This is a genomic window from Agrobacterium sp. OT33, from assembly GCF_017313365.1.
Taxonomy (GTDB): Bacteria; Pseudomonadota; Alphaproteobacteria; order Rhizobiales; family Rhizobiaceae; genus Agrobacterium; species Agrobacterium rhizogenes_A.
Genome location: NZ_JAFLMZ010000008.1, coordinates 36,284 through 62,327 on the forward strand (window position 1 = coordinate 36,284; position 26,044 = coordinate 62,327).

The 26,044-nt window shown below is 61.5% G+C and carries 18 protein-coding genes; 13 read left to right on the forward strand and 5 right to left on the reverse strand.

The window, feature by feature from the left end:
• Positions 1-112: 112 nt before the first annotated feature.
• Entirely contained in the window at positions 113-1,033 is a 921-nt protein-coding gene (locus tag JZX88_RS18760; RefSeq protein ID WP_174033240.1) for a LysR family transcriptional regulator, read from the reverse strand.
• 97 nt (positions 1,034-1,130) lie between these two features.
• Between JZX88_RS18760 and JZX88_RS18765 the strand changes: the two genes are divergently transcribed.
• The gene (locus JZX88_RS18765; RefSeq protein WP_065117937.1) at positions 1,131-2,318 is read left to right on the forward strand and encodes an acyl-CoA dehydrogenase; all 1,188 of its coding nucleotides are present in this window, start codon (positions 1,131-1,133) and stop codon (positions 2,316-2,318) included.
• 235 nt (positions 2,319-2,553) lie between these two features.
• On the opposite strand, the gene JZX88_RS18770 is transcribed toward JZX88_RS18765, so the two are convergent.
• Positions 2,554-4,620, reverse strand: a complete 2,067-nt coding sequence (locus JZX88_RS18770) for a TonB-dependent receptor (protein ID WP_077767902.1) — start codon at positions 4,618-4,620, stop codon at positions 2,554-2,556.
• Positions 4,621-4,920: 300 nt separating this feature from the next.
• Here JZX88_RS18770 and JZX88_RS18775 point away from each other — a divergent pair, with 300 nt between their 5' ends.
• On the forward strand, positions 4,921-5,697 hold the full coding sequence (locus tag JZX88_RS18775) for an IclR family transcriptional regulator (RefSeq protein WP_065117736.1): 777 nt from the start codon (positions 4,921-4,923) through the stop codon (positions 5,695-5,697).
• Positions 5,698-5,699: 2 nt separating this feature from the next.
• On the opposite strand, the gene JZX88_RS18780 is transcribed toward JZX88_RS18775, so the two are convergent.
• Complete coding sequence (locus tag JZX88_RS18780) at positions 5,700-7,001, reverse strand: NtaA/DmoA family FMN-dependent monooxygenase (protein WP_206914407.1); 1,302 nt, start codon at positions 6,999-7,001, stop codon at positions 5,700-5,702.
• 214 nt (positions 7,002-7,215) lie between these two features.
• On the opposite strand from JZX88_RS18780, the gene JZX88_RS18785 reads away from it, so the two are divergent.
• The 7 genes from JZX88_RS18785 (at position 7,216) to JZX88_RS18815 (ending at position 15,320) form a co-directional block, all read left to right on the forward strand.
• Positions 7,216-8,016, forward strand: coding sequence for an ABC transporter ATP-binding protein (locus JZX88_RS18785; RefSeq protein WP_206914408.1), 801 nt, complete (start codon positions 7,216-7,218; stop codon positions 8,014-8,016).
• Positions 8,013-9,026 (forward strand): iron ABC transporter permease, encoded by a 1,014-nt coding sequence (locus JZX88_RS18790; protein ID WP_206914409.1) that lies wholly within the window; start codon positions 8,013-8,015, stop codon positions 9,024-9,026. Before JZX88_RS18785 ends, JZX88_RS18790 begins: the two co-directional genes overlap by 4 nt.
• A gap of 11 nt (positions 9,027-9,037) precedes the next feature.
• Positions 9,038-10,102: an iron ABC transporter permease gene (locus tag JZX88_RS18795; protein ID WP_206914410.1), complete on the forward strand. Its 1,065-nt coding sequence runs from the start codon at positions 9,038-9,040 to the stop codon at positions 10,100-10,102.
• 23 nt (positions 10,103-10,125) lie between these two features.
• On the forward strand, positions 10,126-11,079 hold the full coding sequence (locus tag JZX88_RS18800) for an ABC transporter substrate-binding protein (RefSeq protein ID WP_206914411.1): 954 nt from the start codon (positions 10,126-10,128) through the stop codon (positions 11,077-11,079).
• A gap of 229 nt (positions 11,080-11,308) precedes the next feature.
• Positions 11,309-12,148: a siderophore-interacting protein gene (locus tag JZX88_RS18805; RefSeq protein WP_206914412.1), complete on the forward strand. Its 840-nt coding sequence runs from the start codon at positions 11,309-11,311 to the stop codon at positions 12,146-12,148.
• Positions 12,141-12,419 (forward strand): phosphopantetheine-binding protein, encoded by a 279-nt coding sequence (locus JZX88_RS18810; protein ID WP_206914413.1) that lies wholly within the window; start codon positions 12,141-12,143, stop codon positions 12,417-12,419. Before JZX88_RS18805 ends, JZX88_RS18810 begins: the two co-directional genes overlap by 8 nt.
• Before the next feature lie 63 nt (positions 12,420-12,482).
• Positions 12,483-15,320 carry a condensation domain-containing protein gene (locus tag JZX88_RS18815; RefSeq protein ID WP_206914414.1) on the forward strand — a complete coding sequence of 946 codons (2,838 nt, stop codon included), beginning with the start codon at positions 12,483-12,485 and terminating at the stop codon, positions 15,318-15,320.
• 201 nt (positions 15,321-15,521) lie between these two features.
• On the opposite strand, the gene JZX88_RS18820 is transcribed toward JZX88_RS18815, so the two are convergent.
• Positions 15,522-16,868, reverse strand: a complete 1,347-nt coding sequence (locus tag JZX88_RS18820; RefSeq protein ID WP_206914415.1) for a condensation domain-containing protein — start codon at positions 16,866-16,868, stop codon at positions 15,522-15,524.
• Positions 16,869-16,921: 53 nt separating this feature from the next.
• Positions 16,922-21,379 (reverse strand): amino acid adenylation domain-containing protein, encoded by a 4,458-nt coding sequence (locus JZX88_RS18825; protein WP_206914416.1) that lies wholly within the window; start codon positions 21,377-21,379, stop codon positions 16,922-16,924.
• An 81-nt stretch (positions 21,380-21,460) separates the two neighbouring features.
• On the opposite strand from JZX88_RS18825, the gene JZX88_RS18830 reads away from it, so the two are divergent.
• The 4 genes from JZX88_RS18830 (at position 21,461) to dhbA (ending at position 26,020) form a co-directional block, all read left to right on the forward strand.
• On the forward strand, positions 21,461-22,636 hold the full coding sequence (locus JZX88_RS18830) for an isochorismate synthase MenF (protein WP_206914417.1): 1,176 nt from the start codon (positions 21,461-21,463) through the stop codon (positions 22,634-22,636).
• A 28-nt stretch (positions 22,637-22,664) separates the two neighbouring features.
• Positions 22,665-24,290: a (2,3-dihydroxybenzoyl)adenylate synthase gene (locus tag JZX88_RS18835; protein ID WP_206914418.1), complete on the forward strand. Its 1,626-nt coding sequence runs from the start codon at positions 22,665-22,667 to the stop codon at positions 24,288-24,290.
• Positions 24,291-24,381: 91 nt separating this feature from the next.
• Complete coding sequence (locus JZX88_RS18840; RefSeq protein ID WP_065117749.1) at positions 24,382-25,251, forward strand: isochorismatase; 870 nt, start codon at positions 24,382-24,384, stop codon at positions 25,249-25,251.
• A 13-nt stretch (positions 25,252-25,264) separates the two neighbouring features.
• Positions 25,265-26,020 carry a 2,3-dihydro-2,3-dihydroxybenzoate dehydrogenase gene (gene dhbA / locus JZX88_RS18845; protein WP_065117750.1) on the forward strand — a complete coding sequence of 252 codons (756 nt, stop codon included), beginning with the start codon at positions 25,265-25,267 and terminating at the stop codon, positions 26,018-26,020.
• Positions 26,021-26,044: the final 24 nt, after the last annotated feature.

Here is a 26,044-nt window from a genome sequence, read left to right on the forward strand (position 1 = left end):
AAACGTTTAATCACGATAATCGAGCTAGGTCGCCCTGTCGAGTCCTGAGAGTGGCAAAAGGGGCGAAAAGCTGGGCACAAACGTTAAATGCCCGAAAAACGAGCGATTATTTTTACGCAGCTGGCGCGTTGGCTGCCCTGTAGGCCTCAACCTGCCGCACCAGCCAGTCACGAAACAGCACGACCGGCACATGGTTGGCGCGTGAAAGCGGCGCCACGGCATAATAGGAACTGGGGCTTTTGGCCTGATGATCGAAGGCTTTCACCAGTTGCTTCGATTTCAGCTCGTTGTCGATCAGGAAAAGCGGCATCAGCGCCACGCCAAGCCCGGCGATGCAGGCCTGCGCCACGCTGGAGAACTGCTCGAAGCGCATGCCCTGCGGCAGGGCGAGCGAGAGGCCGAGGCTTTCGAACCAGTGGCCCCACGCTCCCGGCCGCGAGGCCATGTGGAGCAATGGCAGGGCGGCGATGTCCTCTCCCTTTTCCACGGGATGAGCGCTGAGGAATTGCGGGCTGCACACCGGCGCGACCATTTCATGCATCAGGAATGTGCTTTCCGCCCCCGGCCAGTCGGCCTGGCCGATATGGATCGCCATATCCAGCTGCTCGCGCTCAAAGTCGAACTGGCCGATGCGGGTGGCGAAATTGATGGTGATTTCGGGGTGGCTCGCCACGAAATCCGGGATACGCGGCAGAAGCCAGCGGGTGCCGAAGGTGGGCAGCATGGCGAGGTTCAGCGTATTGCCATGCGTTTTGGTCATGATCTGCAGGGACGCGGAGCGTATCTCGCCAAGGGCTGCAGCAATGGATTTCGCATAGACCCGCCCTTCGGCCGTCAGCGCCACGCCGCGCGCACCGCGCTCGAAGAGGCGCACGCCAAGCTGTTCTTCCAGTGACATAACCTGCCGGCTGATCGCCCCCTGCGTCAGCGCCAGCTCATCGGCGGCAGCGGAAAAACTGCCGAGCCGCGCCACGGAATCGAAGGCGGCGAGCGCGCTGGTGGAGGGCAGGAGTTTGCGGCTGAGAGACGTCATGAGCCATTACTATATGTAATGCAAAAATGAGTAAACATGGCTTGTGCCATCCGGCTCGAATACGAATAATCCGGCCAGCAAATCCGGAGGCGAAAACGTGAGCGAACGCGCAGCATTCAATTGGCAGGACCCTTTTCTGCTGGAAGACCAACTGACCGACGACGAGCGGATGATCCGCGACAGCGCCGAAGCCTTCGGCAAATCCGAACTGCTGCCACGCATTCAGGAAGCCTATCTTTCCGAGACCACCGAACCGGAACTGTTCCGCCTGATGGGCCGCACCGGCCTGCTCGGCGTTACCCTGCCGGAAGAATATGGCGCGGCCAATGCCAGTTATGTCGCCTATGGTCTCGTCGCCCGCGAGGTGGAGCGGATCGACAGCGGTTACCGCTCGATGATGAGCGTGCAGTCCTCGCTCGTCATTCACCCGATCTTCGCTTACGGCTCGGACGAGCAGAAGAAGAAATACCTGCCCGGCCTCGTTTCCGGCGAGCTGATCGGCTGTTTCGGCCTTACCGAGCCGGATGCCGGCTCCGACCCCGGCGGCATGAAGACCCGCGCGGAAAAGATCGAAGGCGGTTATCGCCTGCGCGGTTCGAAAATGTGGATTTCCAACGCGCCGATCGCCGATGTCTTCGTCGTCTGGGCGAAATCGGAAGCGCATGACAACCAGATCAGGGGCTTCGTGCTGGAAAAGGGCATGAAGGGTCTCTCCGCCCCGAAGATCGGCGGCAAGCTTTCGCTGCGCGCCTCCATCACAGGCGAAATCGTCATGGATGGTGTCGAAGTCGGCGAAGACGCGCTGCTGCCGAATGTTTCCGGCCTCAAAGGCCCGTTCGGCTGCCTCAACCGCGCCCGCTACGGCATTTCCTGGGGTGTGCTGGGCGCCGCTGAAGATTGCTGGTTCCGCGCCCGGCAATATGGCCTCGACCGCAAGCAGTTCGGCAAACCGCTCGCCGGCACGCAGCTTTACCAGAAGAAGCTTGCCGACATGCAGACGGAAATCGCGCTTGGCCTTCAGGCATCGCTGCGCGTCGGCCGGCTGATGGACGAGCATAAAATGGCGCCGGAAATGATTTCCATCGTCAAGCGCAACAATTGCGGCAAGGCGCTGGACATCGCCCGTCAGGCCCGCGACATGCATGGCGGCAACGGCATCCAGATCGAATATCACGTCATGCGCCACGCCCAGAACCTTGAAACGGTCAACACCTATGAGGGCACCCATGACGTCCACGCGCTGATCCTCGGCCGGGCGCAGACCGGCATTCAGGCGTTCTTCTAAGGCTTGTGGACGGAGCGGGAATGGCGTCGATCATAGCAAACGGCGACGTTTCTTCTCACCGTCATTCCGGCCTTGAGCCGGAATGACGGAGGGAGAGTGCATGACGCCCCGGCAAATGTGAGCCAGCCCTCTGAGCCAAGCTCAAATCGTATCATCGGGAGCAATACCCCTTGAAACAGAAAGGCCTCCGAAGATCGCTTCGAAGGCCTTTTTCTTTTCGAGCTCAGGTGACGGCTCAGAACGTGCCGCGCACGCCGATGCCGAACATGCGCGGTTCGGTCATGCTGGCCTCGATGCCGCCAATGCCGCGGTTTTCCTTCATCAGCGTCGGCGCGCGCTCGTCGAAGACGTTCTTGACGTAGGCGTAGAATTCAAGCTCGTCCTGAAGCTTGTAGCTCGCCCGCACATCCGCGATCGTATAGGGATCGATCGCATAAATGGCCTTGTTATCCGTGTCGGAATAATAACCGTCGAGATGGCGCACCTGGCCTGAGACGGTGAACTTGTCCGTCACGTCCCAGCTTGCGCCGACAGTGAAGCTGTAACCCGGCGACTTGGCGAATTCCTTGCCGACATAGGCGGCATTGCTGGAAATCTCGTCGATCTTCGTCTTCAGCAGACCGGCGCTGGCCTTCAGCGTCAGATTGTCGAGAACCCGATAATCCGCGCTGATTTCCAGACCGTAAGCATGGGCCTCTTCGGCATTGACCGTGTAGGATTCGCTGATGCCCGTGGAGACGACGACCGGCACGTTAAACTGGGCATTCTTCATATCCATGTAGAACAGGTTGCCGTTCACCGTCAGCGTATCGTCCAGCAGGCTGGCGCGGGTGAAGAGCTCATAGTTCCAGATGGTTTCCTTGTCGAAGGTGCGCCATTTGCTGGTCGTCAGGTCGAATGCGACGCCGCCGGGATTGTAACCGCGGCTGATCAGGCCGCCCACCGTCCAGTCGTCATTGATGGCATAGGCAAGCGACGCCTTGGGCAGGATTTCCGAGAAGGTTTCGTCATAATCGACCGAGCTGGTGCTGGTGGCACTCAGCGTCCGGTAACCGGAGCGCTGGATCTGGTCCTGCTGGTAACGCAGGCCGCCCGTCAGGGTCCATTGGTCGGTCAGGCGATAGCTCAACTCGCTGAAGAGACCGAGATTGTCCTTGGTATCGTTGAAGCGCGAGGTTCCGCGCAGATAAAGTATCTCGTCGGCTTTCGTATGTGCGTAATAAATACCCGCGACACCGCTCAGCACATCTTCCTGATCGCCGAATGTCACACGCGTCTCGTGGGAGGTGTTCTTCAGGTCGATATCGGCATCACCCGTATTCGCAATGCCGACCCGGCGTTTGGCGATGGACGAGGAGAACTGTGTCTGATTGAACAGTTTCACGCCGTTTTCGAAATCGTAATTGATGTCGAGAATGCCGGTATTGGTGTACTGGCTGAAATTCGGCATCGTTGTGGTGACGTGGTTGAGATCCTCGAAGGGACGCGACGCCGCTTCCTGGCTCGGCCGGTTGGAGGCGTTGTAGGAATAGGTCAGCTTGGTCGAAAGACCGGGGATTTCCGACGGTTCCCACAGAAGCTTGAAGCGACCGTTGAACTCCTTGAAGTTCTGGTCCGTACCCTCATGGGCGAAGGCGGAATTGATGTAGTCGATGAAGGTATCGCGGCCGGAATAATCGATCGCCATGCGCGCCGCCAGCTCATCCTCGATCAGCGGACCGGAAAAGGCGAAGGAACCGCGCTTCTGGTGATAGTTGCCGATTTCCGCCTGATAGCTGGCTTCCGGCGTAAAGGTCGGGTCCTTGGTGTTGACGAGGATCGCGCCGGCAATGGCGTTTGCACCCTGAGAAGTGGTCTGCGGGCCACGGAAGACCTCGATGCTGTCCACGTCCCAGATGGAACTCGCACCATAGATGAACTCGTTATAACCGAGATAATGGCCATCGACATTGATCGTGGCGCGCGGCACCGTGCCGGTGAAGAAGGCGATAGAGCCCGTATTCGGCCCCTGCGTATCCTGTCCGCGAATGATGGGTGCACTGACATTGTCGGTGTAGACGATGTTCGGAATATCCTTGATCGCTTCCGACACGGTCGGGTCGCCGGTCTTTTCCTTTTTGATTTCCTCAGCGGTTTTGACTGACACGGACGATGCCGTGTTCTTCATGTCGCGCGCCACTTTTTCACCGGTCACGACAATCGGCTTCAAGACGGTGGTGCCCGCCGCATCAGCCTGCTGATCCTGACCGAGAACCGGCGTCACAAACATTGTCGCCAGCGTCAGAGCGCTGACCCCGCTCATCAAACGACCGTTAGAACTAAACCCCATCACACACCCCTAATAAACATGAGTATTAAAGTCATATTCAAGTAACGGAAGCGTTATCTGTTTCGCAATAGAGAATGCATTCCGTATTGCGGACAAACAGGGTTCCACAGCGGGATGTGCCATATTTACAACAAAGTTTATCGACCGCCTTTGCCCCGCGTGAAAGGCAACACATCCGAACCACCCGTTTTCCCGCCAGAAATCGATTCCGATTTGTGGGCTGATGCGTTAGGCATGGTCAGGCCATGAACGGGGGGAATCGGCTTGAGCACCATGGATGACGATGCGGACGACCTGCCGGAAAACGAGGGCGAAAAGCGCTCGGCCCTCATCCAGTCCGTATCGATCGCGGCGCGTTTTCTAAATCTCCTCGCCAGATCGGATACGGCGCTGGCACTTGGCGAACTGGCCAAACGTGCCGGCACCGGCCGCTCCACCGCGCATCGTTACATGCAAAGCCTCGTGCGCGAGGGGCTGGTGACACAGGACCCGGCAAGCGGCAGTTACGATCTCGGACCTGCGGCGCTGGGGATCGGTATCAGCGCGCTGAGGCGAATCAATCCGGTCGAAACCGCCGGACGCCAGATGAAAGCGCTTGCCTCCGAGATCGGCGCCAGCTGCGGCGTGGCGATCTGGACCGAACGCGGCCCGACCGTGGTGCGATGGGCGAGAAGCGCCAGTTTTTCCATCAGCACCGTGGCGCTGGGCGATGTTCTGCCGCTGGACAACAGCGCCTGCGGGCTGGTTTTTCAGGCTTACCTTCCGCCGGAGAGGATAACCGCCGTGCGCAGGCTGCAACCGGCCGCCTTTCGCGGCTCCCGGCCAGAAGCCGGCATTCTGGAAACCATCCGTGAGGTCGGTGGCGCGGAACTCAATGAACATCTGTTCTCCGCCCTGACTGGCAAGGCCGCACCGGTTTTCGACGCGCAGGGCGAACTCTGTTGTGTCGTCACCACCGTATCCTTCGTCGCCACCGCCGAGACGGAGCAGCATTTTTCCCGATTGATCGAAGCAGCCCAAAAGGCGACAGCCGAATCCGGCGGAGCATAGGCTTATTCGGCCAGATGCTCCGCAAAGGTGCGGCCGGAATAGGCCGTGCGGAACAGCCCGGCATCGGCAAGCCTTGGCAGCAGGCGCTCCAGCACCAGCCGCATGGAGGCAACCGACCCACCCGGCACCGCAACAAAACCGTCGATGGCACCGGCCATCGCCCATTCGCGGATAGTCTCGACAGCATCCTCGACCGTGCCGATGATCTGCCAATGGCCGGATCCCATCACCTCCGGACGCCGCAGCAAATCCGCGACGCTCAGCGTCTCCCGCTCGATCAGCCGTCGCAACAGGTTTGCGTGGGTGCGGCTTCTCGGTGTCTCCGGCGGTGGCGGCAGGTCAGACGCTGTCACCACCCGCGTGAGCGGCCAGTCGGCGAGATCAAGGCCGGTCATATCGCGGATGGAGGCAAAGGCACGGGCGCGGTTGGCTCGGGAATGGGTCTCCGCAAAGAGTTCAAGCGCCTCCCTGCCGGTGTCGGCGAGATAGAGGCTGAGGCCCGGCATCAGCTTCACGCTATCGGGGTTGCGGCCATGCCCCTCGGCACGCCGCCGCAAATCCGCCCTGAGCTCGATGGCCGCCTGCATATCCGGCGTGGAGGCAAAAACCGCGTCCGCCACCGACGAGGCGAAATCACGGCCCTCGGGAGAAGCGCCCGCCTGCACCAGCGGAATGCGGCTGGCATGGGCCGGCAGGTTAAGCGGGCCCTTGACGCTGAAATGCCTGCCCTCGTGAGCCACCGGCCGCACCAGCGAAGAATCGGCGAACCGCCCGTTTTCCCTGTCGAGCTTCAGCGCCTCATGGGGAAAGCTTGCCCACAGTTCCTTCACCACCTGTGTGAATTCGGCGGCGCGCTCGTACCGTTCCTGCGGCGACGGCATTTCCTTAAGGCCGAAATTTTCGTGCCCCTCCAGCGCCGTGACGATATTCCACCCCGCGCGGCCGTTGCTCAGCCAGTTCAACGACTGAATCTGGCGGGCCACCACATAGGGCGGCAGAAATGTGGTCGATACGGTGGACAACAGGCCGACATGGCTGGTTTCCCGCGCAATTGCGGCGAGAAGCATGGTCGGGTCCATGCTGGCAAATCCGCCGCCGGTTTCCAGCCCCTCGGTGCGCAGGAAAAGCGTATCGGGCCGGAAGACGAAATCCACATGCGCCGCCTCCGCGCGCTGCGCCAGATCGACGAAATAATCGCTGGAAAACACCCCGTTTATATCGCTGTCCGCACGCCGCCACGCCTCGCCGCTGAGCCAGGTTGGGGCCAGCGACATGCCGACATGGAGCTTGGCTGCGACTGACATGATGCACCTCGACTGAAATAACCGGGAAGAAATCCGCGCGCTGAATCGGCAAATTTCGATTTGTGGAGAGTTTTACTATAGTTTAGTGTCGCTTCAAGATCAGAGCATCGCACTCGCCGGAACAAATCCTGAATTCTGCGAATTCGATGTTTAAAATCAATGTATTACCATACCATTGCGGCGTCTCGACGCATGCTCACATGAATAACAGGAGTTGTATCCGGTGCTTGACGCGACGGACCTTCACGCCAGCTATGGACATGTTCCCGTCTTGAGAGGACTGTCCGCCCGTTTCCGAGCAGGCCGGGTGACGGCGCTGGTCGGCCCCAATGGCTGCGGCAAGTCGACGCTGCTGAAGACCATCATGGGTTTCGTGCCTTTGTCATCAGGCGCGATAAGGCTTGGTGAGCGTTCAGTCGGCGAGATCGCACGTCGGGACCTCGCCCGCCGTATCGCCTATCTGCCGCAGGAATGCCATTGCCCTGACTATATGACGCTTGGCGAGCTGATCGAGCTTGCCGGTTACGCCCGTTACGGGCTTGGCGGCGGCCCGACAGAGCGCGACCGGGTGCTTTTCGCTGACGCGCTGAAGACCGTCGGGCTGGAAGACAAGGCGAAGGCGCAGGTCAACACGCTGTCCGGCGGGCAGCGGCAGCGCGCCTTCATCGCCATGGTGCTGGCACAGGATACGGACGTGATCCTGATGGACGAGCCGGTCAACCATCTCGACATGAAATATCAATATGCCGTTCTTGGCCTTGTGCGCGAATTGACCGACAGGCACGGCAAGACCGTGATCGTCGTGCTGCACGATCTCAACCTCGCCTCCACTTTCGCCGATGATGTCATCATGCTGAAAGCCGGGCGGGTTCTGGCATCCGGGCCGGTTCAAAAAACCGTCACGCCCGAAAATGTCGCCGAGGTCTTCGATCTCGAAGCCGATATCTTCTCGCGTCAGGGTCGGCTCATCTGCGTGCCCAAGCTGGAGCGGCAGGAACAGGCCATTCCGGCATGACCTCGAAAATAACGCTGATTTTCGCCACAGCACTGCTGCTGGCCGCCATTCTCGCCATCAATCTGCTTGTCATGACCGGCGACATGCCGCTTGCCGAAATACTTGCAACGCTCTGGCGCGGCGAGGCCGAAACCTATGAGCAGTCGGTGCTTCTCTATCAGCAAATCCCGCGCTCGCTGATTGCAATCTATGTGGGGGCGACTACGGCTGTCAGCGGCTGCGTGCTGCAGGGGCTTGTCCGCAATCCCCTCGCCTCACCCTCCACCCTTGGGCTGAATGCCGGTGCGACGCTTTTTGTGGTCACCGGCGCGCTGGTGTTTGATGTCTCTCCCGAAATACAGGGGCTTACCGCACTCGCGGGTGCCGGTTTCGGTTTCATCGCCTGCTTTTTCGTTGCGCGTCTCGCCGGACGGGCGAACGATCCGCGCGGCCTGTCGCTCATCCTTGCGGGCGCGCTGGTTTCCATGCTGCTGATCGGCGTCACCAACGCCCTGCTTCTTTCCAACCCAACACGCCGCGCCGAATTCCTGAGCTGGGTGGGTGGCAATATCAATCACGTCTATGCCGAGCGGCTCACCGACTTCTGGTGGATCGGCGCCATTGCGATGGTGATCTTGTTGTCGGTCGCACGGCCGCTGACGCTCGTTCTGCTGGGCGCGGAAAAAGCCGCCTCCGCCGGTGTGAATGTGACGCATATTTCCCGGGTCGCGCTCTTCGCCACCATGCTGGCATCAGGCTCGGCCGTGGCGATCTGCGGCCCGATCGGTTTCGTCGGCCTCATCGTGCCGCATATGATCCGGCCGCTGGTCGGCGTGAATTTCACGCTCGCTTTGCCGGCTTCCGCGCTGGTCGGCGCGGGCCTTTGCGTGCTGGCCGATCTTGGCGCGCAAACCCTGTTTGCACCCTATGTGGTCAATACCGGCCTGTTCATGGACCTGCTCGGCGGCCTCGTCTTCATCGTCATCGTCAAGCGCTTTTATCTTTCGCCTTCGGCAAGGGGGCTTTCATGAAGGGGGCTTTCATGAAACGGCATTTCGCCACCGACGGCAAAGCGGTGCTCAGGCTGCCGAGCGGCCTGCAGATCGGCATCGGCAATCTCAAAGCCGGCCTTGCCTTGCTTGCACTGGCGCTGGCGCTCGCCGCCCTGTCCGTCAGCCTCGGCAATACCGAAACGGGCCTCACCGATCTCCTGCGCGGGTTGGCCGGCGGGCACCTTAATGACGATCAGGCCTATGCGCTGTGGACGGTGCGGCTGCCGCGCATCCTTCTCGGTTTCATGGCCGGCTGGAGTGTGGCGCTGGCAGGCGCCATGCTGCAATCCGTCGCTCGCAATCCGCTTGCCGATCCCGGCCTTTTCGGCCTGAGCCAGGGGTCGATGACCACCATCATGCTGCTTCTGGTGCTGGTGCCGGCCGCGCCGAAAACCATGGTAGCGCTTGCGGCCGTCGGCGGCGGTCTGGCTGTGGCCTTCCTCCTGATCGCGCTTGTTGGGCGTGAACGTTCGAGCGGCCTTGCCATATTGCTGATGGGCATCGCAATTGAATCGGCGCTTTCCTCCGTTTCCTCGGTGCTTCTGCTCTACACGCCGGCCGAAACCTCGCTGTCGCTGGCCGACTGGATGGCGGGTTCGCTGTTTCAGGCAAGCTGGTCGACCATCCTCGTTTTCGCGCCCCTCTTCGCCGCAAGCCTTGTGGGTATTTTCCTCATCGGACGGGCGCTTGCCGTCTTCGATCTCGGCAATGAAATGGCCATGGCGCTCGGCGAAACCGTCCGGCATTCGCGCCCGCTCGTCATCGTTTTCGCGGTCATCCTCAGCGCCTCCTCCGTTACGGCGGTTGGCCCGCTGACCTTCCTCGGCGTCATCGCCCCGCATCTCGCCACCTTCGTTTCGCCCGCCGTCGGCCGTGCCAGGCTTTTCCTGTCGGGGCTCACCGGCGGCATATTGGTGGTAACCGCCGATACGCTGTCGCGCGGGCTTGTAGCAGACACACCGATGCCGATCGGCCTTGCGCTGACGCTGATCGGCGTGCCGCTTTTCATCCTCACGCTGCGCCTGCAGTCGCTGCGCAGAACCAACAGTCACTGAAGACATCGAATAAAGGGAATGCCATGCGAATTGCCATCCTCATCGCCGCCTTTCTGGCGGCCGGAACCAGCCTTGCCGCCGAGCGCAGCGTGACCGACGCCGCCGGCCGCATCGTTTCCGTTCCGGAGAAGCCGCAGCGCATCGTCGTCATGCATGAACCGCTCCTGGGCGTGCCGCTGATGGATCTCGGCGCCAATGTGGTCGGTGCCTATGGCCGCAACAGCGACGGCAAATTCGCCACCGCCGTCGATTTTATCGATACGGTTCTCGGCGAAGGCCATGTGAAACCCAGTGGTTTCGGCGCAGTCGGCCAGATCGACCTTGAAAAGCTGCGGGCGCTGCAACCGGATCTGATCGTGGCGACGGAAATGGATGGCGGCAAGGCTGAACAGCTTTCCACCGTGGCCCCCGTCTATCTGCAAAAAGTCAGCACCGGCCATGCCTATGGTTTCAACGTGGAAGAAAATCTTGCCGGCCTTGTGGGACGAAGCGACATTTTCGCCGAGCGCCGGAAAGCCTATGACACCAAACTCGCCGCCGTCAAAACGGCGCTGGGCGAGGATGTCAAAGGCAAGACGTATCTGGCAATTCTGCTGACCGACCAGATCAATGCGGTCGGCGACATGTCCGGCGCGGTGCAGGCACTGGAAGATCTCGGTTACATCAGGTTGAAGATCGATAACGCCGCTCCGTCTGGCGGGCTTGGCTCAACCCTTACCATGCCGCTGGGTGCCGAGGCTTTCGGCAAGCTCAACCCCGATCTGCTGGTGGTGATGAACAGCTATAACAGTCCGGCCCGCGGCGAGGATGGAACGCGCGCGGCACTGGAAAAGATCATTCCCGGCTGGGAGCGCTTCGTGAAACCCGCCCGCGAAGGCAGGATCGTGTTCCTCGATTCCACCAGGGTCACGACGCCCTCCATCCCGAGTGCCCTGCATGCGCTGGACGCTGTCGAAAGCTGGGCGGGCCGCCGCTAAGTTTCTCCACAACGGAAAATCCCGGCGCATTTCTGCGCCGGGCATAAACTTGAGTTTTTAAAGAAAGTTATATTGCGGCAGCTGAAACCGGCTGTTATGGTTCGCACATCTTGAAGCAACGATGCCGGATCGCTCGCCTGAAAAATCCCGATGCGCGATTGTCCGGCATGCCGATCCGGGACAGCGAGACCGCCGGCTCCATCGGCAAAATCCCAGGAAAGACAATAGTATGAGCTCTCCAGAAACCCTAGACGCCACGGTTGCGGACCGTACGCCCAAACGCCATCGCTACCCCGTCACGCTGCGTTGCCTTGATGTCGCGCGGGTGGAAAAGCTCAGCCGGTCCATGGTCCGCATCGTCCTGACCGGACCGGAACTGGAGGGCTTTGCGAGCCTCGGTTTCGATGACCACGTCAAGATGTTCTTCCCCCAGCCCGGCGAAACAGAACCGAGCCTGCCGGTGATCGGGCCGAATGGCATTGAATTCCCGGAAGGCGCACCGCGCCCGCTGGCGCGCGATTATACACCGCGCAGTTTCGATGCCGAAAAGGGCGAACTCGCCATCGATTTCGCCACCCATCATGACGGCCCCGCCAGCAACTGGGCGAAAGCCGCAAAGGTGGGCGACCGGGCGTGGATCGCCGGTCCGCGCGGTTCCTTCACCGTTCCTTTCACCTATGACTGGCACCTGCTGATTGCCGACGATACCGGCCTTCCCGCGCTGGCGCGGCGGCTGGAGGAAATGCCCAGGGGGACCCGCGCCGTGGCGCTGATCGAGGTCGAGACGGAAGCCGACCGTCTGGACATCGTAACGAAGGCTGACGCCTCGATCGTGTGGGTGACGCAGAAGACGGAAAACGGGACCGGTCACAACGCATTGACGGACGCGTTGCGCAAGCTCGATCTGCCTGATGGTGATTTCTTCAGCTGGGTCGCCTGCGAATCGAAAACCGCAAAGGATGTACGTGCCCTTCTGATCGGGGAGTTCGGCGCAAACCCCAAATGGACACGCGCTTCCGGTTACTGGCGACGCGGCGCCAGCGGCGTTCATGATCACTTCGATGAATGAACCGGCAATCACGGCGGGTGCCATGCTGCAGGCAGAAACGATGATGACGGAACTCAAGACCCTTCTTGCCGGGGTTCTGGAAGATGAGGTGCGCGATATCGAACCGGGGGACAATCTGTTCGGCCACGGGCTTCATTCACTGGCCCTCATGCGCCTCATCCCGCCGCTTTCGCAGCTTGCCGGGGCTCGGCTCGATTATGACGATCTGGCCCGGCAACCCACGCTCGCCGCCTGGCAGGCGCTGATCGAACGGTCACGTGCGGGACATTGATCCCGCAAAACAGCACTTCTCGCGCTGGAGCGCGATACCCCGAATATTTCCAAGGAGAGGACCATGGCAGCAGACAATACACGTATGCTCGCACGTCGCATCGACGAGACCTTCGATAGAGAGGCCGCAGCTCCGCCGAGCCCATACGAAGAGCGGGTCTGGTTCGGGCAGTTTCAGGATCCCGATCAGGTTTTCCGGCATCTTCTCGCCTATCGCATCGGCGAGGAATGCGACCTGTTGCGCCTGACGGCGGCCCTGAAGACGATCTGCGAGACATGGCCCGCGCTTCGGGCACGCTTTACCTTCGGAGAGGATGGCACTCTTGCCAAGAGCATCGAGGCCCCGTCCGCATCCATCGTGCAATTGTTGCATGTTCCCTCGGCGGACGAGGCTCTCACCCTGCTGCACGACCTGCAGGCAAGGCCCTTCGATGCCGAAACCGACCCGCCTTTTCAGGCCGTCGTGCTTTTGAGCGAAGGGGAAATCCTGCTGGCATTTCTGGTCCACGGCCTGCTCGGCGAAGTCCTCTCGCCGCAGATCCTGCTGGAAGGCATTTCCGCCGCCTATGCCGGTGAGGCACCGAAGCCGCTTTCCCCGAGGACGGTCGAAAATGGCGGCGTCGATCCGCTTCCGCTCCACTGGCTGCAACGGCCCGCCTCGGGCTCCACCGTCGTGGCGCTGCGGCAGAACAAGGCCGAAAGGCCGGCAAGCCACAGCCATGGCGTCGATCTTCCCGCCACCCTGCTTGGCCTGAGCAGTTCCACCGCGATGAGCGCACTTCTCGCCCGTGCCGGCGCACGGTTTTCGCTTTTCCTGTCAACGAATGGCGGTCCCGAGACCGTGACGGTGCGTTTGCCCCGGCAGCCCGGCGCCGACGCCACCGCACCGCTTTCGCCGGAGACCGGCGCACGGATATCGATTTCGCGCGGCCACTCGCCCGAACAGGCGGAAAAAGCCGTGCTGGCGGGGCTGGAACAGCGAAATGACAATGATGGCGAAGCGGCCACTTTCACGCTGCATGCGCTGGCAGCGCCGGTTCAGGCCGTATCGGAGCATGGCCTCCAGTTCGAACACCTGCCCCTGCCCTCGCTGCAATCCGGCCTTGGCCTCACGCTGGCCGCCGGCCCGACAGCTTCGGGCGATATCCGCCTTGAACTGACCGGCGGCAGGGAAACATCTCCGCATGCGACGGCCTTCCTGCTGGAGCGTTTCGTCAGCCATCTCGAAGGCGGCGCGGATTTTTCCGGCATCCTGCCCCAAACCGCACCCCAGGCAATGGAGCAGCCGGCTCACCTGCCGGCCAGCCACGGCAATGACAGGACTACCGCGGCAATCCTTGCCGAATTCCGCGAAGCGCTCGCCGCACCGGATATGGGAGCGGATGACGATTTCTTCGATTTCGGCGGTCATTCGCTGATCGCCACCCGCATCATCGGGCGTCTCCTCAGCAATCACGGCATCGCGCTGCGCTTCAACGACCTGTTCAGCTATCCCACCGCCGCCTCGCTCGCCACACAGGCGACGCTTCTGGAAACCGCAGCGCCCGGGCAAGCCGAGGCAACGGCAAACGGCTCGCTGACCGCGCCGCTTTCGCTGGCGCAGATGTCGCTCTGGAAGGCCTATGCCGCCTTCGGTTTCGGCGAGATATTCAACATCCCCTTCGCACTCGACTTCCTCGATCCCGTCGATGAAAACGCTTTCGAATGCGCCTTCCTCGACATCATCGAGCGCCACCCCGGCCTGCGCACCCATTTTTACGTCGAAAACGACACGGTGCTGCAGAAGATCGTGCCAATGCATGACCTGCCCGGCTATAAATGGTTCTGGACCAGCGAGGAAAGCCAAGGCGTGGACCGGCATTCGGAAGCCGGCTGGCGGTTCGATCTTGCGCGTGAATTGCCGATACGGCTGCGCTTCCTGCGGGATGCACAGACCGGCCGGCAGGTGCTGTCCTTCCTCTTCCACCACATCGTGCTGGACGAATGGTCGGTGAACCTGATGATGGACGAACTGACCGAAGCCTACCGGGCAAGAGTGGCCGGCAAGGCCCCGATCTTTGCAACCAAACCTGCGCCCTTCCATGAATTTGCCAGAAAACAGGTCGCCTCAGGCATCAACGCCGGCCACCTTGCCTATTGGACCGATATGTTGCGGGATGCACCGAAGGGCCTTGCCTTCAACGGACAGGATAGCACCCCGCACGAGGCATCGCAGGATGAGGCGCCGGCAGGCGGCTGGGTCGAATTCAAGATCGAGAAGCACGTCAGCGACGGACTTTACGCCATTGCCAAGCAGAACAGCGCCTCGCTGTTCAACGTGGTCTATGCGGCAATCGCCGCATCGCTGCGCCATCTGGGTGGCTTGACCGATCTCGTGGTCGGCACCTCGGCTTCGGGCCGTACGGATAGCGGTTATTTCGACACTATCGGCTATTTCACCACGGTCGTCGCCCATCGCGTGCGCTTCGGCGAGAACATGACCGTTGGCGAGCTGATTTCTTCGGTGAAGAACACCATCAACGGCTCACTGGAACACAGCGAAATCCCGATCGATCTCGTCGAGGAAGCGCTGGGCATGACGCCGGGCCGCGACCATCTGTTCGAGGTCTTCATCCAGATTCACGCCAGGAACAAGCTGAATGGCACGCTTGCCGGAGCAGATGGCAAACCGGTGGAGTTTCGCCAGATCGACCCCGACAAACACGAATCCATGCTGGGGCTGCAATTCGAGGTGATGGAAGAAATGATCGGCGGTGAACGCTCCATCCGTGTGCTGATGAGCTACCGTTCCGACCGTTACGGACCCAACGACGTCGAGCGGCTTCGCACCACCACCAGCGGTGTCTTCAGCCGTTTTGCCGAAGCCGGCGCTTCGAGCCGCGTGCTGACAACGCTCGCCTGAGCTGGAATTGGGGCAAGGAAAACCCGGCTTCGCTTAGCGGAGCCGGGTTCAATTTGTTGGCAAAATCCTGAAAGCCCTCCTCCGTCATGCTCGGGCCTGTCCCGAGCATCTGCAACGCCTCGACTTATTGGACGTGATTAGATCCTCGGCACAAGGCCGAGGATGACGTAGAGTATAGGGGAAGCGTTATCGGCCTTCCCCTCAGACCGCCAGACGGAACGCCGTAGACGCCTCCGCCGCCACAAGCGTCAGCGCCTCTTCGCGCAGCATGGCATCGAGGAACAATGGCAGTTCCGCGCGGTAACGGGCGAAATCCTCCGCTTGCGTCAGCGCCGAATCCGCATCGATATGCAGGTTCAGGTCGCTGCCGTCATCTTCGCCACGGAAGGTGAGGTTAAAGCCGTCGCCGGGACCATTGGCGAGAATGTGCCGCGCGACGCCGAGCCCGGCAAAGACCGGCGCGCTGAAGGGCAGCACATTGATGAGCGGCGAGAAGAAGAAGCGCCGGCCCTTCGGTATTTCCCGGTCGGCGGCGATCTGCTCGATGCGGTAGCGGCCATGCAGGCGCTGGCGGCGCAGATTGGCGGCATTGCGCGCCAGAAATGCGCCGACGCTTTCCTGCGGCTCGATCGTGAGGTGGAAGGGCAGGATATTGACGAGCATGGCCGGCATATGCGCACCGACACTGCCCCAGCGGCTCATGAAAGGCAGCCACAAGGTCAGCACATCACGGTCCGGACGTGGCAAAACCCGGTGAAGATAAAGTCCGGACAGCAATACCAGAAGATCAGGCCAGCCGATTTCCAGACGGCCGGCTATCTGCTGTAACCGTGTGCTGAAACCCTGCGGCAAGGCCGCATCGGCATGCAGGCCGCCGCCGCCGTAATCTTCGCAATCCTTGTCCAGCACGGGCAGATCGGCGGATGCTGAAAGATAGGCCGTCCAGAAATCGCGGTCCTTTTCGAAACGCCGGCTCTGCCTGTAGGCGTCCTCTTCGGCGAGGAAACTGGCGAAGGGGTGGAAATCCGGTCCCGCTTCGCCCTTGCCGCAATAATGCCCGTAAAGCTGGCCGCAACGCTGCTCCACCAGCGTCAACCCATAGCCATCCACGACGATGTGATGGGCGCGGATGTACCAGAGATAACGATCATCGGCGATGCGGTAGAGCAGCTGCGCGGAAAGCCTGTCGGTTCTGAGGTCCAGCCTCGCCTCCACATCGGCGTTCATGCGCCGCAGCGCCTCTTCAAAGGGCGCCGGGTCCGTGCGGAGATCGACAAGCGCCACCACCGGGGCATAGCCGGCATCGCAGCATTGCTGCGGCGTCTCGCCATCCTCACCGACGCGAAAACGGATCGATAGAACCTCGGACTCGCGCACCGTGCGGGTGATCGCCTGAAGGAGCGCGCTTTCGTTCACCGCCCCCGAAAGATCGATGTAATGGGCGACCGTGGAAACCGGCTCGTCGGGGTGGAAGGAGAACTCCTCCCAGAAATCGAGTTGTGGCTGGGTCAGTGGAAGCCAGCCGCCGGCAGGATCGATATGCGCCATCTGTTTTTCCTTGAACTATTCCTGTTGCCGGGCGCCGCCCGAAATGGTTGGGATCACGCCGCCTTCACAGCCAGAAGCGAAGTTACCTGCCTGGCGTTGCGGCACCGCAGAAGCTGCTGCGGCGTCAGTTCAACGCCGAAGGCGGTGCGGATTTCCGCTGAAACGGCCTTCAGATGCGATGGCAGGAGGCCAAGCGCGAGAAGGTCGCTGCCTGCATCCACCGTCGCCGATTTTTTGCCCAGCACGCCGAGATAGATATCCAGCACCCGGCGGTCGCCCTGATCGACGGCGGTAACCGCAGGTGCGGAGATTTTTACCGGTTCCACGCCACCCACCGCAGCCATCAGCAACTCCCGCGCCCGGCGGCGATCCGGCTTGCCATTGGCCGAAAGCGGCAGGTCATCAACCTTGAGGAACCGGCCAGGCACATGCGATTCCGGCAGATGGCCGCGGGCGAAATTGCGCAGATCAGCGCTGGAGAGTTCAAGGCCGGGCGCGGTGACATAAAGCACGCCAATGGCCGCCTCGCCCTTTTGCTCGATGCCATAGTCCACCACCAGCACCCGCTGGATGGCGGGATGGCGAATGAGTTCGTTTTCGACATCCGGCAACGAGACACGCACACCGCGCACCTTGACGTAGCCATTGACCCGGCTTGCAAACATGATCTTGCCATCCGGCCGGTAGCGGCCCCGGTCACCGGTACGAAAGGCGCGCACCGGCTTGCCTTCGGGATCATCCACCATGACAAAATCCGTCTGGGTGACGGCACCGTCCTCCAGATAACCGATCGCTACATTCACGCCGACCGTATGGATGCGGCCAACGACACCGGCCGGGCAATGCTGGCCCTGATCGTTGAGGATGAAATAACGATTGGCCGGAAGAGGATGGCCATAGGGGATGGACGCGACATCCTCCGCAACGATCTCGTGCCAGATGCTCCAGATCGTCGTTTCAGTCGGGCCGCCGAGCGATATCAGCCGCAGATCGGGCTTCAGCCGACGCAGGTCCTCGATGATGACAGGCTTGATGTAGTCGCCGCCCTGCGCCACGAGCCGGAGTGAGGTAAGCTGGTCGCCACGGCGGCAGGACAGTAGCATTTCAAGGATGGCCGGCACGGAGCACCAGAGTGTCACGCCATGTTCGGTCACCAGTTCGTTCCAGCGCACCGCATCCTTTTCTTCGCCCGGTTCCGGCAGCACCAGCGTCGCGCCCGCGACCAGCGCGCCGAGAACATCGAAGACCGACATGTCGTGGTGCAGCGGCGTGACCGAAATGAACACGTCCTTTTCCGTCACCGCCCATTCCGCAAGCGTACTGCCAATGACATTGGCGGTGGCGCGGTTGGAAAGCACGACGCATTTCGGCTTGCCGGTGGTGCCTGACGTGTAGAGGTAATAAGCCGGCTCTTCGCTGCGGGACAGCGCCCCCAGTTCCTCCATGGCAACAGGCGTTCCCGCCGGTGCGGGCGTGGCGAGAAGCACCTCCGGATCGACGGCCTCGAAGCCCTGCGGAACGCTGCGGGCAACGATGATGGCCGGGCGGCAATTGGTCAGCAGATAGCGCAGCCGGTCTTCCGGCGAGCCGGCATCAACAGGCACCCAGATGGCGCCTGTCAGTGCCGCGGCAAGCGTGATGGCCGTATGTTCAGGGCTGCGCGGCAGGCACACCGCCACCACATCTCCTCGACCTATATTACGGGCCTTGAGGCCTGCCATCGCACCGGCCACCATCTCACCGAGTTCACCGTAAGAGATGCGCCGCTTACCGCTGACGAGCGCGGTGCGCGACGGATCACCCTCGAAAAGATGCGCGGCGATCCGTTCCAGAAATGGCGGGCAGACGAAACTCCGCTCGTCGCCGTTCAGCCGATAATGGGACAGGTCGACAATATCCCGTGCATTAAAAGCATAAACGCCGTTATCCGTGATCGCGGCAATCGTGCGCTCGATGGCCGCGAGAATATTCCCGACCATCGCGGCATCGATCGCCTCTTCGGCATAGTCGATATCGAGAAGGAGATCACCCTGCGGATTTTGCGAAAAGCGGAAATCCAGCGCCACCTGCGGCGTCTGGGTAAGTCCGCCCGTCCAGCGCATGGCCGATTCGGGCGACAGCGTCGGCCAGCTCAGGCCGTTGGTGATGACCACCGGCAAAGCGAGCCCGCCCGCATTGGCATTAAGAAGCACGCGGTTGAGATCGATGCCGGAAAAGGCAAGGTGGTTCAGGCCTTCCAGCACATCCGTTTGCAGCCCCGCGGCCCGCTCGGCAAAGTCACCTTTTGCCGCATTCCATTCGACTGCAATGAAGCTCGAACGATTGGCAAAGGCCCCTTCCACCTGCGGGGCGACAGGAATGCCGACAACGAGGGCACCTTCATTCAACCAGCGCGACAGCACATCGAGGATCACCGCCGTCAGCGCCGAATTCTTGAACAGCCGTTCTTTCGCGCCGATGCGCGAAAAGGCGGCAAAGCGCTGTTTTTCAACGGTCAGGCTCCGACGGCTGTGACGCGAGACGGCGATGGTTTCGAGCGGAGCTTTCCACGGCAGCTGCGACGGCACTTCAGCAGTTTTCAGCTTTTCCGTCCAATAGGCGGCGTCCTCTGCCCGAGCCGCCGCGATATCCGCCTGCGGCGTGGCTGCCACAGCGGCGGTCTCCAAGGGCAGAACGCCGTCGAAAAGTTCCGCCGCCAGACTGGCGATGGCCCGTCCGTCTAGGATAAGCGCATCGAAACGCAGGAAGACCGCGACTTTTTGCGCCGCCGGATCGACATCCGGCAGGCGGAAGAGCGTAACCTGCCAGGGAGAGGCGGCAAGATCGAAATGGGCATGGGAAAAATCCCGTCGCACGGCGTTCATCCGCGCTTCCGCCTCGATAGAAGACAAAGCGGAAAGATCAACAATATCAAGGTTGATCTTCAACTCGTCGCTGACGGCCTGCACCAGACGTCGCTCATCGATGCGGGTGCGCAGGCTCTCATGTCGCTCCACCATTGCTGCGAGACGTGATTGAAGCAGGGTCGGGTCGATGCTGCCGCGATATTCGCGAAACTCCTGCATCGCCACGCCGCTGAGAGGCAGATGGGTGCCGCGACCAAGAAGATAGGCCTGTTGCAGGGGTGAGAGAGGACGTTCCATCGGTTTTCCTTTCGCCTCGGCTGCCGGTTTCGGCTGCTGTGCGCCAAATCGCTCTACGCTTTCGGAAACGAGATCGGGACTATCCGCCAGCTGGCGAAGAAGGCCTGTGTAGGCTTCAAACAGGGCGCGCAACCAGCTTTCCGGCAGCGCATCGAGCCGCACATCCCAGTTGATCAGCAGACCCCCATCGAGCGCCGCGACCTGCGCATCCAGCGCGACCCCCGGCCCTTGCGAGACGGTGTGGACCATGGGGCCGAACACCCGCCCAACCTTTTCCGAAAACAGCTCGCCTCCCGCCAGATCGACACCGGCGGTAAAAACGACTGGCGAGTTCTGCAAACCGCCACGCAGACGGGAGAGGTCACGCATGACGCTGACGCCCGGATAGGATTGATGGGCAAGAAGGTCGCTCATCTCGTTAAACAGCCGCCGGAGCAGCGCTTCGAGGCTTTCATCCGGCCTGATATCGACGCCGAGCACCAGCACATTGGAAAATTCGCCGACGATGCCATCCACCCCTTCCACCAGCGGCGCGCGCCAGAAAGCCGGCACGGACAGCCTGAACTTTTGCGCCTGTGTCGCCTGCGACAGCGCCACGGCGAAAATGCCGAGCAGCAGGGCCGATGTCGTCACCGAGCAACGCCGCGCCGCCTGTTCCAGACTGCCTCGTTCGGCCGCTGAAAGCGTGGTGGCAAAGCGATCCGTGTGAACGGCGCGGGTGGCGTCTTCCGGCAAAAATGGCAGCGGCGGCGCATCGGGAATATCCGCAATATGCTGCCGCCACCACGATCGGTCCCTATCACGCAAGGTCCTCTGCTCCGGATCGGAGGAAAGACGCTCCACCCAGTCGAAAAAGGATGGTGCCTCCCCTTCAGAAAGCGCGGCTTCGTCTTTGCCTTCGGCCTCTTCGTAAAGCCGGGCGAGATCCTCCATCACGATCCGAATGCTGGCGGGATCAATCGCCAGCATGTCGGTATCCACATGCAACCGGCTGTGTCCCTGCGGCAGCAGGCTGAGCGAGATCGCCGCCGGCGAGGCATTACGCAAATCGGTCTGCCGATGGCTCCAGTCCCGCCGTTTTGCCTCGAGCCAGTGCTCAAGCGCCTCCGAATCGAGAGCGGTCAGGTCTTCGACATCAAGGCGGAGTGGCCGGCCGAAGGGGTCGACGGATTGGCACCCTTCCGCATCGATCCTGAGGCTCAGCATGGGGTGACGCCGGCAAAGCCTTTCGACCGCAATGGCCAGTTTTTGCGCGTCAAATCCCTGCCCGTCGAACTCGAGGTAAAGATGGGGCGTAACTTTTCCGAGTATCCCATCCGCCTCTCGACCGACCCAATAGGCCACCTGCATCGGGGTTAAATTTAGCATGTGAGTTTGCACCGATTGACAAAACATGATTATCATAATCAAGTATAAGCCATCGTCAACCACTCGAACAGGAGGCATCCCATGAAAACGGGAGCACTCAGGACGAATGACGTCGAATCCGACGAAATTACTGATTTTAATAGAGAATTTTTGTTTACTTCCGGTTCCGGACAATTACGGGCCAAAGGTATTCGCGAAAGCATCACGCTTCCCGCCAGAGGTGGTGAAGATGTTGCAAGCCCTTTGCAGCAGGCGATAAAAGGCGCTTTTGAACGGGCACGCAGGGCCGGACAGGATAATCCGATCGCGATTGGCGCTATCCCCTTCGATGTCAGCGAACCTTCATGCCTTTATATACCAGACAACTATGAGTGGAGTCCACGCGGCACCATTCCGACCGCCACTGATTCGGCCATGCCGGCGCTTGTCGGACAGAACAGCCTGCCGGACGAGGCGGGTTTCAAGCGTGCGGTCGAGCATGCCATTCTCAATTTTCGCCATTCCGACGTCCGCAAGGCGGTGCTTTCCGTCATGCGTGAACTGACCTTCGCCTCCGAGGTCAATGTCGAGAGATTGCTGGCCAGCCTCGCAAAGCAGAATCGCGAGGGTTACCAGTTCCGCATTCCCCTGCCTGACGGCGGTGACCTGATCGGCGTCAGCCCGGAACTGCTCATCCGCAAGCAGGGTGAGAAGATCATCTCCAACCCCCTGGCCGGATCTGCGAAACGCATGACCGACCCGGCGGCGGACAAGGCCAATGCCGAACGGCTTTCGGCCTCGGAGAAAGACCATTACGAGCATAGTCTGGTCATCGAGGATATCCGTTCGCTGCTTTCGCCGTGCTGCGCGGAACTCGACGTTCCGGAAAAACCCTCCCTCATCAACACGGCCGCGCTCTGGCACCTTTCGACACGCATCGAAGGCCGCCTCGCCGATCCCGAGACCAATGCGCTGCAGCTTGCGTGCCTGCTGCACCCGACGCCGGCGGTTTGCGGTTTCCCCACCGAGCGCGCCCATCGCCTCATCCGCTTCGTCGAACCCTTCGAGCGTGGCCTGTTCACCGGCATGGTGGGCTGGACGGATGCGCAGGGCAATGGCGAATGGGTGGTGACGATCCGTTGCGGCACCGTGCAGCGCCAGACCGTGCGGCTTTTCGCGGGCGCCGGCATCGTTGAGGCTTCGGAGCCCGAATCCGAATGGGCCGAAGTGCAAACCAAACTCAAGACCATGCTGAACGCCTGCGGCGTTTCCGCCTGAGCCCGACCGAATTTCCCGGGGACACACCATGACAATCGAATTTGAACGCTGGCCCGACGATCTGGCGCGCCGATACCGCGAACGCGGCTATTGGATCGACAGGCCGTTGAGCCACATGCTTGCGCAACAGGTACAGCGCCAGCCGGATGCGACGGCGCTGATCTGCGGCGACCGCCGCTTCACCTATGCCGATCTCGACCGGCAATCCTCCAATCTCGCCGGCCACCTCTCCGCCGCAGGCGTCGGCACGGGCGACACGGCGCTGGTGCAATTGCCCAACATCGCCGAGTTCTACCTCGTCTTTTTCGCGCTGATCAAAATCGGCGCGGCACCCATCAACGCGCTTTTCAGCCATCGCCGACTGGAAATGACCTCCTATGCGGAACAGATCGCGCCGAAACTGGTGATAGCCTCTCGCAGCCACGAACTTTTCGCCGACGACGCGTTTCTGGAGGAATTGAAGACCGCCTCTCCCCGGCTCGCCGTTACCCTGCTGCTGGGAGACAAGGATCAGCGGCGCAGCCTCGAACGGCTGCTGGCAACACCCGCCGAAAATCCGCCGGCTTACGCCCCTTCGGCAGCAGACGAGGTGGCGCTGTTCCAGCTTTCCGGCGGCAGCACCGGCACGCCGAAACTGATCCCCCGGACGCATAACGACTATGACTATAGCGCCCGGGCCAGCGCGGAGATTTGCGAACTCTCGCCACGCACACGTTTCCTCTGCGCCATTCCGGTGGCGCATAATTACCCGATGAGTTCACCCGGGGCGCTGGGCGTGTTCCACGCCGGCGGCGCCGTGGTCATGGCCGCCAATCCGGAGCCGCTCGCCTGCTTCGACCTCATCGAGAAACACGGCGTCGACATCGTGCCGCTGGTACCACCGGCCGTGGCGCTGTGGCTGCAGGCCGCGCCCGCCCACCGCGACCGGCTGAAGTCGCTCAAGCTCCTGCAGGTCGGTGGCGCCAGCTTCGCCGAAGCCTTGGCCCGCCAGGTGCCGGAAGTGCTGGGCTGCGACCTGCAGCAGGTGTTCGGCATGGCGGAAGGGCTGGTGAACTATACCCGCGCCGGTGACCCCGACCATCTCGTCTTCACCACGCAAGGGCGGCCGATCAGCCCGGATGACGAAATCCGCATTGTCGACGAGGATGGCAACGATGTGCCCGAGGGCGAAGCCGGCATGCTTGCGACCCGTGGCCCCTATACGTTCCGGGGCTATTACCGCGCGCCCGAACACAGCGCCCGGGTCTTCGACAAACAGGGCTTTTATTATTCCGGCGACGTCGTGCAGCGCACGCCCGAAGGTTATCTCCGGGTCGTTGGCCGGGTGAAGGACCAGATCAATCGCGGCGGTGAAAAAGTGGCGTCGGAGGAGGTGGAGAACCTGATCCTGCGGCACCCCGATATCACGCATGCCGCGCTGGTGGCGATGCAGGACGAGCTGCTCGGGGAAAAGAGCTGCGTCTTCGTCGTTTCCCGCAATCCCGCACTCAAGGCGCCCGCCATCCGCCAGCATCTCGCCGGTCTCGGCGTCGCGGATTACAAGCTGCCGGATCGTGTGCGCTTCATCGATGCCATGCCGCTCACCGCCGTCGGCAAGATCGACAAGAAGCGCCTGCGCGACCTGCTGGTAACGCCCGTCGCCATCAGCGCCTGACGCACAGCACAGAGCGAAAGGGGACGCTCGAAAGGGCGTCCCGAAATCCGAGATCAAGCGCCCTCTGGCGCAGCAAACCACCGAGGTCATCATGACGATCCCCAGCATTTCCGACTATCCGATGCCGGTCGCTACCAGCTTTCCGGCCAACAAGACAAAGTGGCAGCCCGACGCGAAACGCGCCGTGCTCCTCATCCACGACATGCAGCGTTATTTCCTGCGGTTCTACGAAGCCGACGGCAAGCTGATGACGACCCTCATCGACAATCTCGCGAAGGTGAAGGCATGGGCCGTTCAGAACGGCGTCCCCGTTATCTATACCGCCCAGCCGCATGACCAGCCGCCGGGCGACCGGGCGCTCCTGAACGACATGTGGGGACCGGGCCTCACCGTCGTCGATCCGGAACTGCAGAAGGTGGTGGATAAGCTCGCCCCGACACCTGATGACGTGGTGCTGACCAAATGGCGCTACAGCGCCTTCCAGCGGTCCGATCTTGCCGAACGCATGAAGGGCTGGGGCCGCGACCAGATCATCGTCGGCGGCGTTTACGCCCATATCGGCTGCATGATGACGGCGGTGGAAGCTTTCATGAAGGATATCCAGCCCTTCATGATCGGCGACGGGGTTGCCGATTTTTCGGAAGCCGAACATCGCATGGCGCTGCAATATGTGGCGACGCGCTGCGGCGTGGTTATCGACACCGCAAGCCTTGTCGGCGCCGGAGAAACTGCCGACACCCGCGAATGGCTGAAAGCCCGTGTCCTGCAGCTTGTGGAAGACGAAAGCGATATCGACCCCGACGAGAACCTGATCTTCTACGGGCTGGACTCGCTGCAGGTCATGAAACTCGCCGGCGAACTGAAGGAACGCGGCGTCACCGTCGGCTTCGATGAACTTGCGCGTGTGCCCACACTTTCCGCCTGGTGGACGCTGATCGACGAAAAGCGGCTCGCGGCCTGAACGGACGGACAAGATGACGCAACAGAGATTTACCGGGCGGCGTGTACTGGTGACAGGCACGGCCCAGGGCATTGGCCGCCGCATCGCGGAACGTTTCATCGAGGAAGGGGCCGAGGTCATCGGCCTCGACCTTCTGGCCGGCACAGCGGAGGCTCCGTTTCGCCAGATTGCCCTCGATATCACCGACGCGGACGCGGTGGAGCGGGTGTGCAAGGCGATCGAAAGCGACTGGGGCGGTCTTGATATCCTCGTCAACGCCGCAGGCATTTTGCGGCTTGGCGACAGCGAAAGCCTGACGCCGGAAGACTGGAAAGCCTGCATGGATGTCAATGCCGCAGGCCCGTTCCATCTGCTGCGGCAATGGAGTGGTATCTTTAAACGGCAGCGGCGCGGCGCGATCGTCAATGTCGGCTCCAATGCCGCCGTGGTGCCGCGCATCGGCATGATGGCCTATTGCGCTTCCAAGGCGGCGCTGGTCAGCCTCAGCCATTGCGCCGCCCTTGAGCTTGCGCCCTATGGCGTGCGCTGCAACGTGGTCTCACCCGGCTCCACCGATACGCCCATGCTGGCCGGCATGCTGAACGATCCCACCGGCAAGGAACGGCTCGTCGCCGGCCTGCCGGAGCAGTTCAAGCTCGGCATTCCGCTTGGCAAGATTGCGAGACCGGACGATATAGCCGATACGGTGCTGTTTCTCGCCTCCGATCAGGCCGGCCATGTGACGATGCAGCAGATCGTAGTGGACGGCGGCGCGACGCTCGCGGCCTGACCCGGTCGGCGAAATGGGAAAAGC

What these genes read in the sequence shown, in the direction of transcription:
- JZX88_RS18760 (WP_174033240.1), bottom strand. Translation starts at nt 1,033, where the DNA reads ATGACGTCTCTCAGCCGCAAACTCCTGCCCTCCACCAGCGCGCTCGCC.
- JZX88_RS18770 (WP_077767902.1), bottom strand. Translation starts at nt 4,620, where the DNA reads ATGAGCGGGGTCAGCGCTCTGACGCTGGCGACAATGTTTGTGACGCCG.
- JZX88_RS18775 (WP_065117736.1), top strand. Translation starts at nt 4,921, where the DNA reads ATGGATGACGATGCGGACGACCTGCCGGAAAACGAGGGCGAAAAGCGC.
- JZX88_RS18780 (WP_206914407.1), bottom strand. Translation starts at nt 7,001, where the DNA reads ATGTCAGTCGCAGCCAAGCTCCATGTCGGCATGTCGCTGGCCCCAACC.
- JZX88_RS18790 (WP_206914409.1), top strand. Translation starts at nt 8,013, where the DNA reads ATGACCTCGAAAATAACGCTGATTTTCGCCACAGCACTGCTGCTGGCC.
- JZX88_RS18795 (WP_206914410.1), top strand. Translation starts at nt 9,038, where the DNA reads ATGAAACGGCATTTCGCCACCGACGGCAAAGCGGTGCTCAGGCTGCCG.
- JZX88_RS18800 (WP_206914411.1), top strand. Translation starts at nt 10,126, where the DNA reads ATGCGAATTGCCATCCTCATCGCCGCCTTTCTGGCGGCCGGAACCAGC.
- JZX88_RS18805 (WP_206914412.1), top strand. Translation starts at nt 11,309, where the DNA reads ATGAGCTCTCCAGAAACCCTAGACGCCACGGTTGCGGACCGTACGCCC.
- JZX88_RS18810 (WP_206914413.1), top strand. Translation starts at nt 12,141, where the DNA reads ATGAATGAACCGGCAATCACGGCGGGTGCCATGCTGCAGGCAGAAACG.
- JZX88_RS18815 (WP_206914414.1), top strand. Translation starts at nt 12,483, where the DNA reads ATGGCAGCAGACAATACACGTATGCTCGCACGTCGCATCGACGAGACC.
- JZX88_RS18820 (WP_206914415.1), bottom strand. Translation starts at nt 16,868, where the DNA reads ATGGCGCATATCGATCCTGCCGGCGGCTGGCTTCCACTGACCCAGCCA.
- JZX88_RS18825 (WP_206914416.1), bottom strand. Translation starts at nt 21,379, where the DNA reads ATGCTAAATTTAACCCCGATGCAGGTGGCCTATTGGGTCGGTCGAGAG.
- JZX88_RS18830 (WP_206914417.1), top strand. Translation starts at nt 21,461, where the DNA reads ATGAAAACGGGAGCACTCAGGACGAATGACGTCGAATCCGACGAAATT.
- JZX88_RS18835 (WP_206914418.1), top strand. Translation starts at nt 22,665, where the DNA reads ATGACAATCGAATTTGAACGCTGGCCCGACGATCTGGCGCGCCGATAC.
- JZX88_RS18840 (WP_065117749.1), top strand. Translation starts at nt 24,382, where the DNA reads ATGACGATCCCCAGCATTTCCGACTATCCGATGCCGGTCGCTACCAGC.
- dhbA (WP_065117750.1), top strand. Translation starts at nt 25,265, where the DNA reads ATGACGCAACAGAGATTTACCGGGCGGCGTGTACTGGTGACAGGCACG.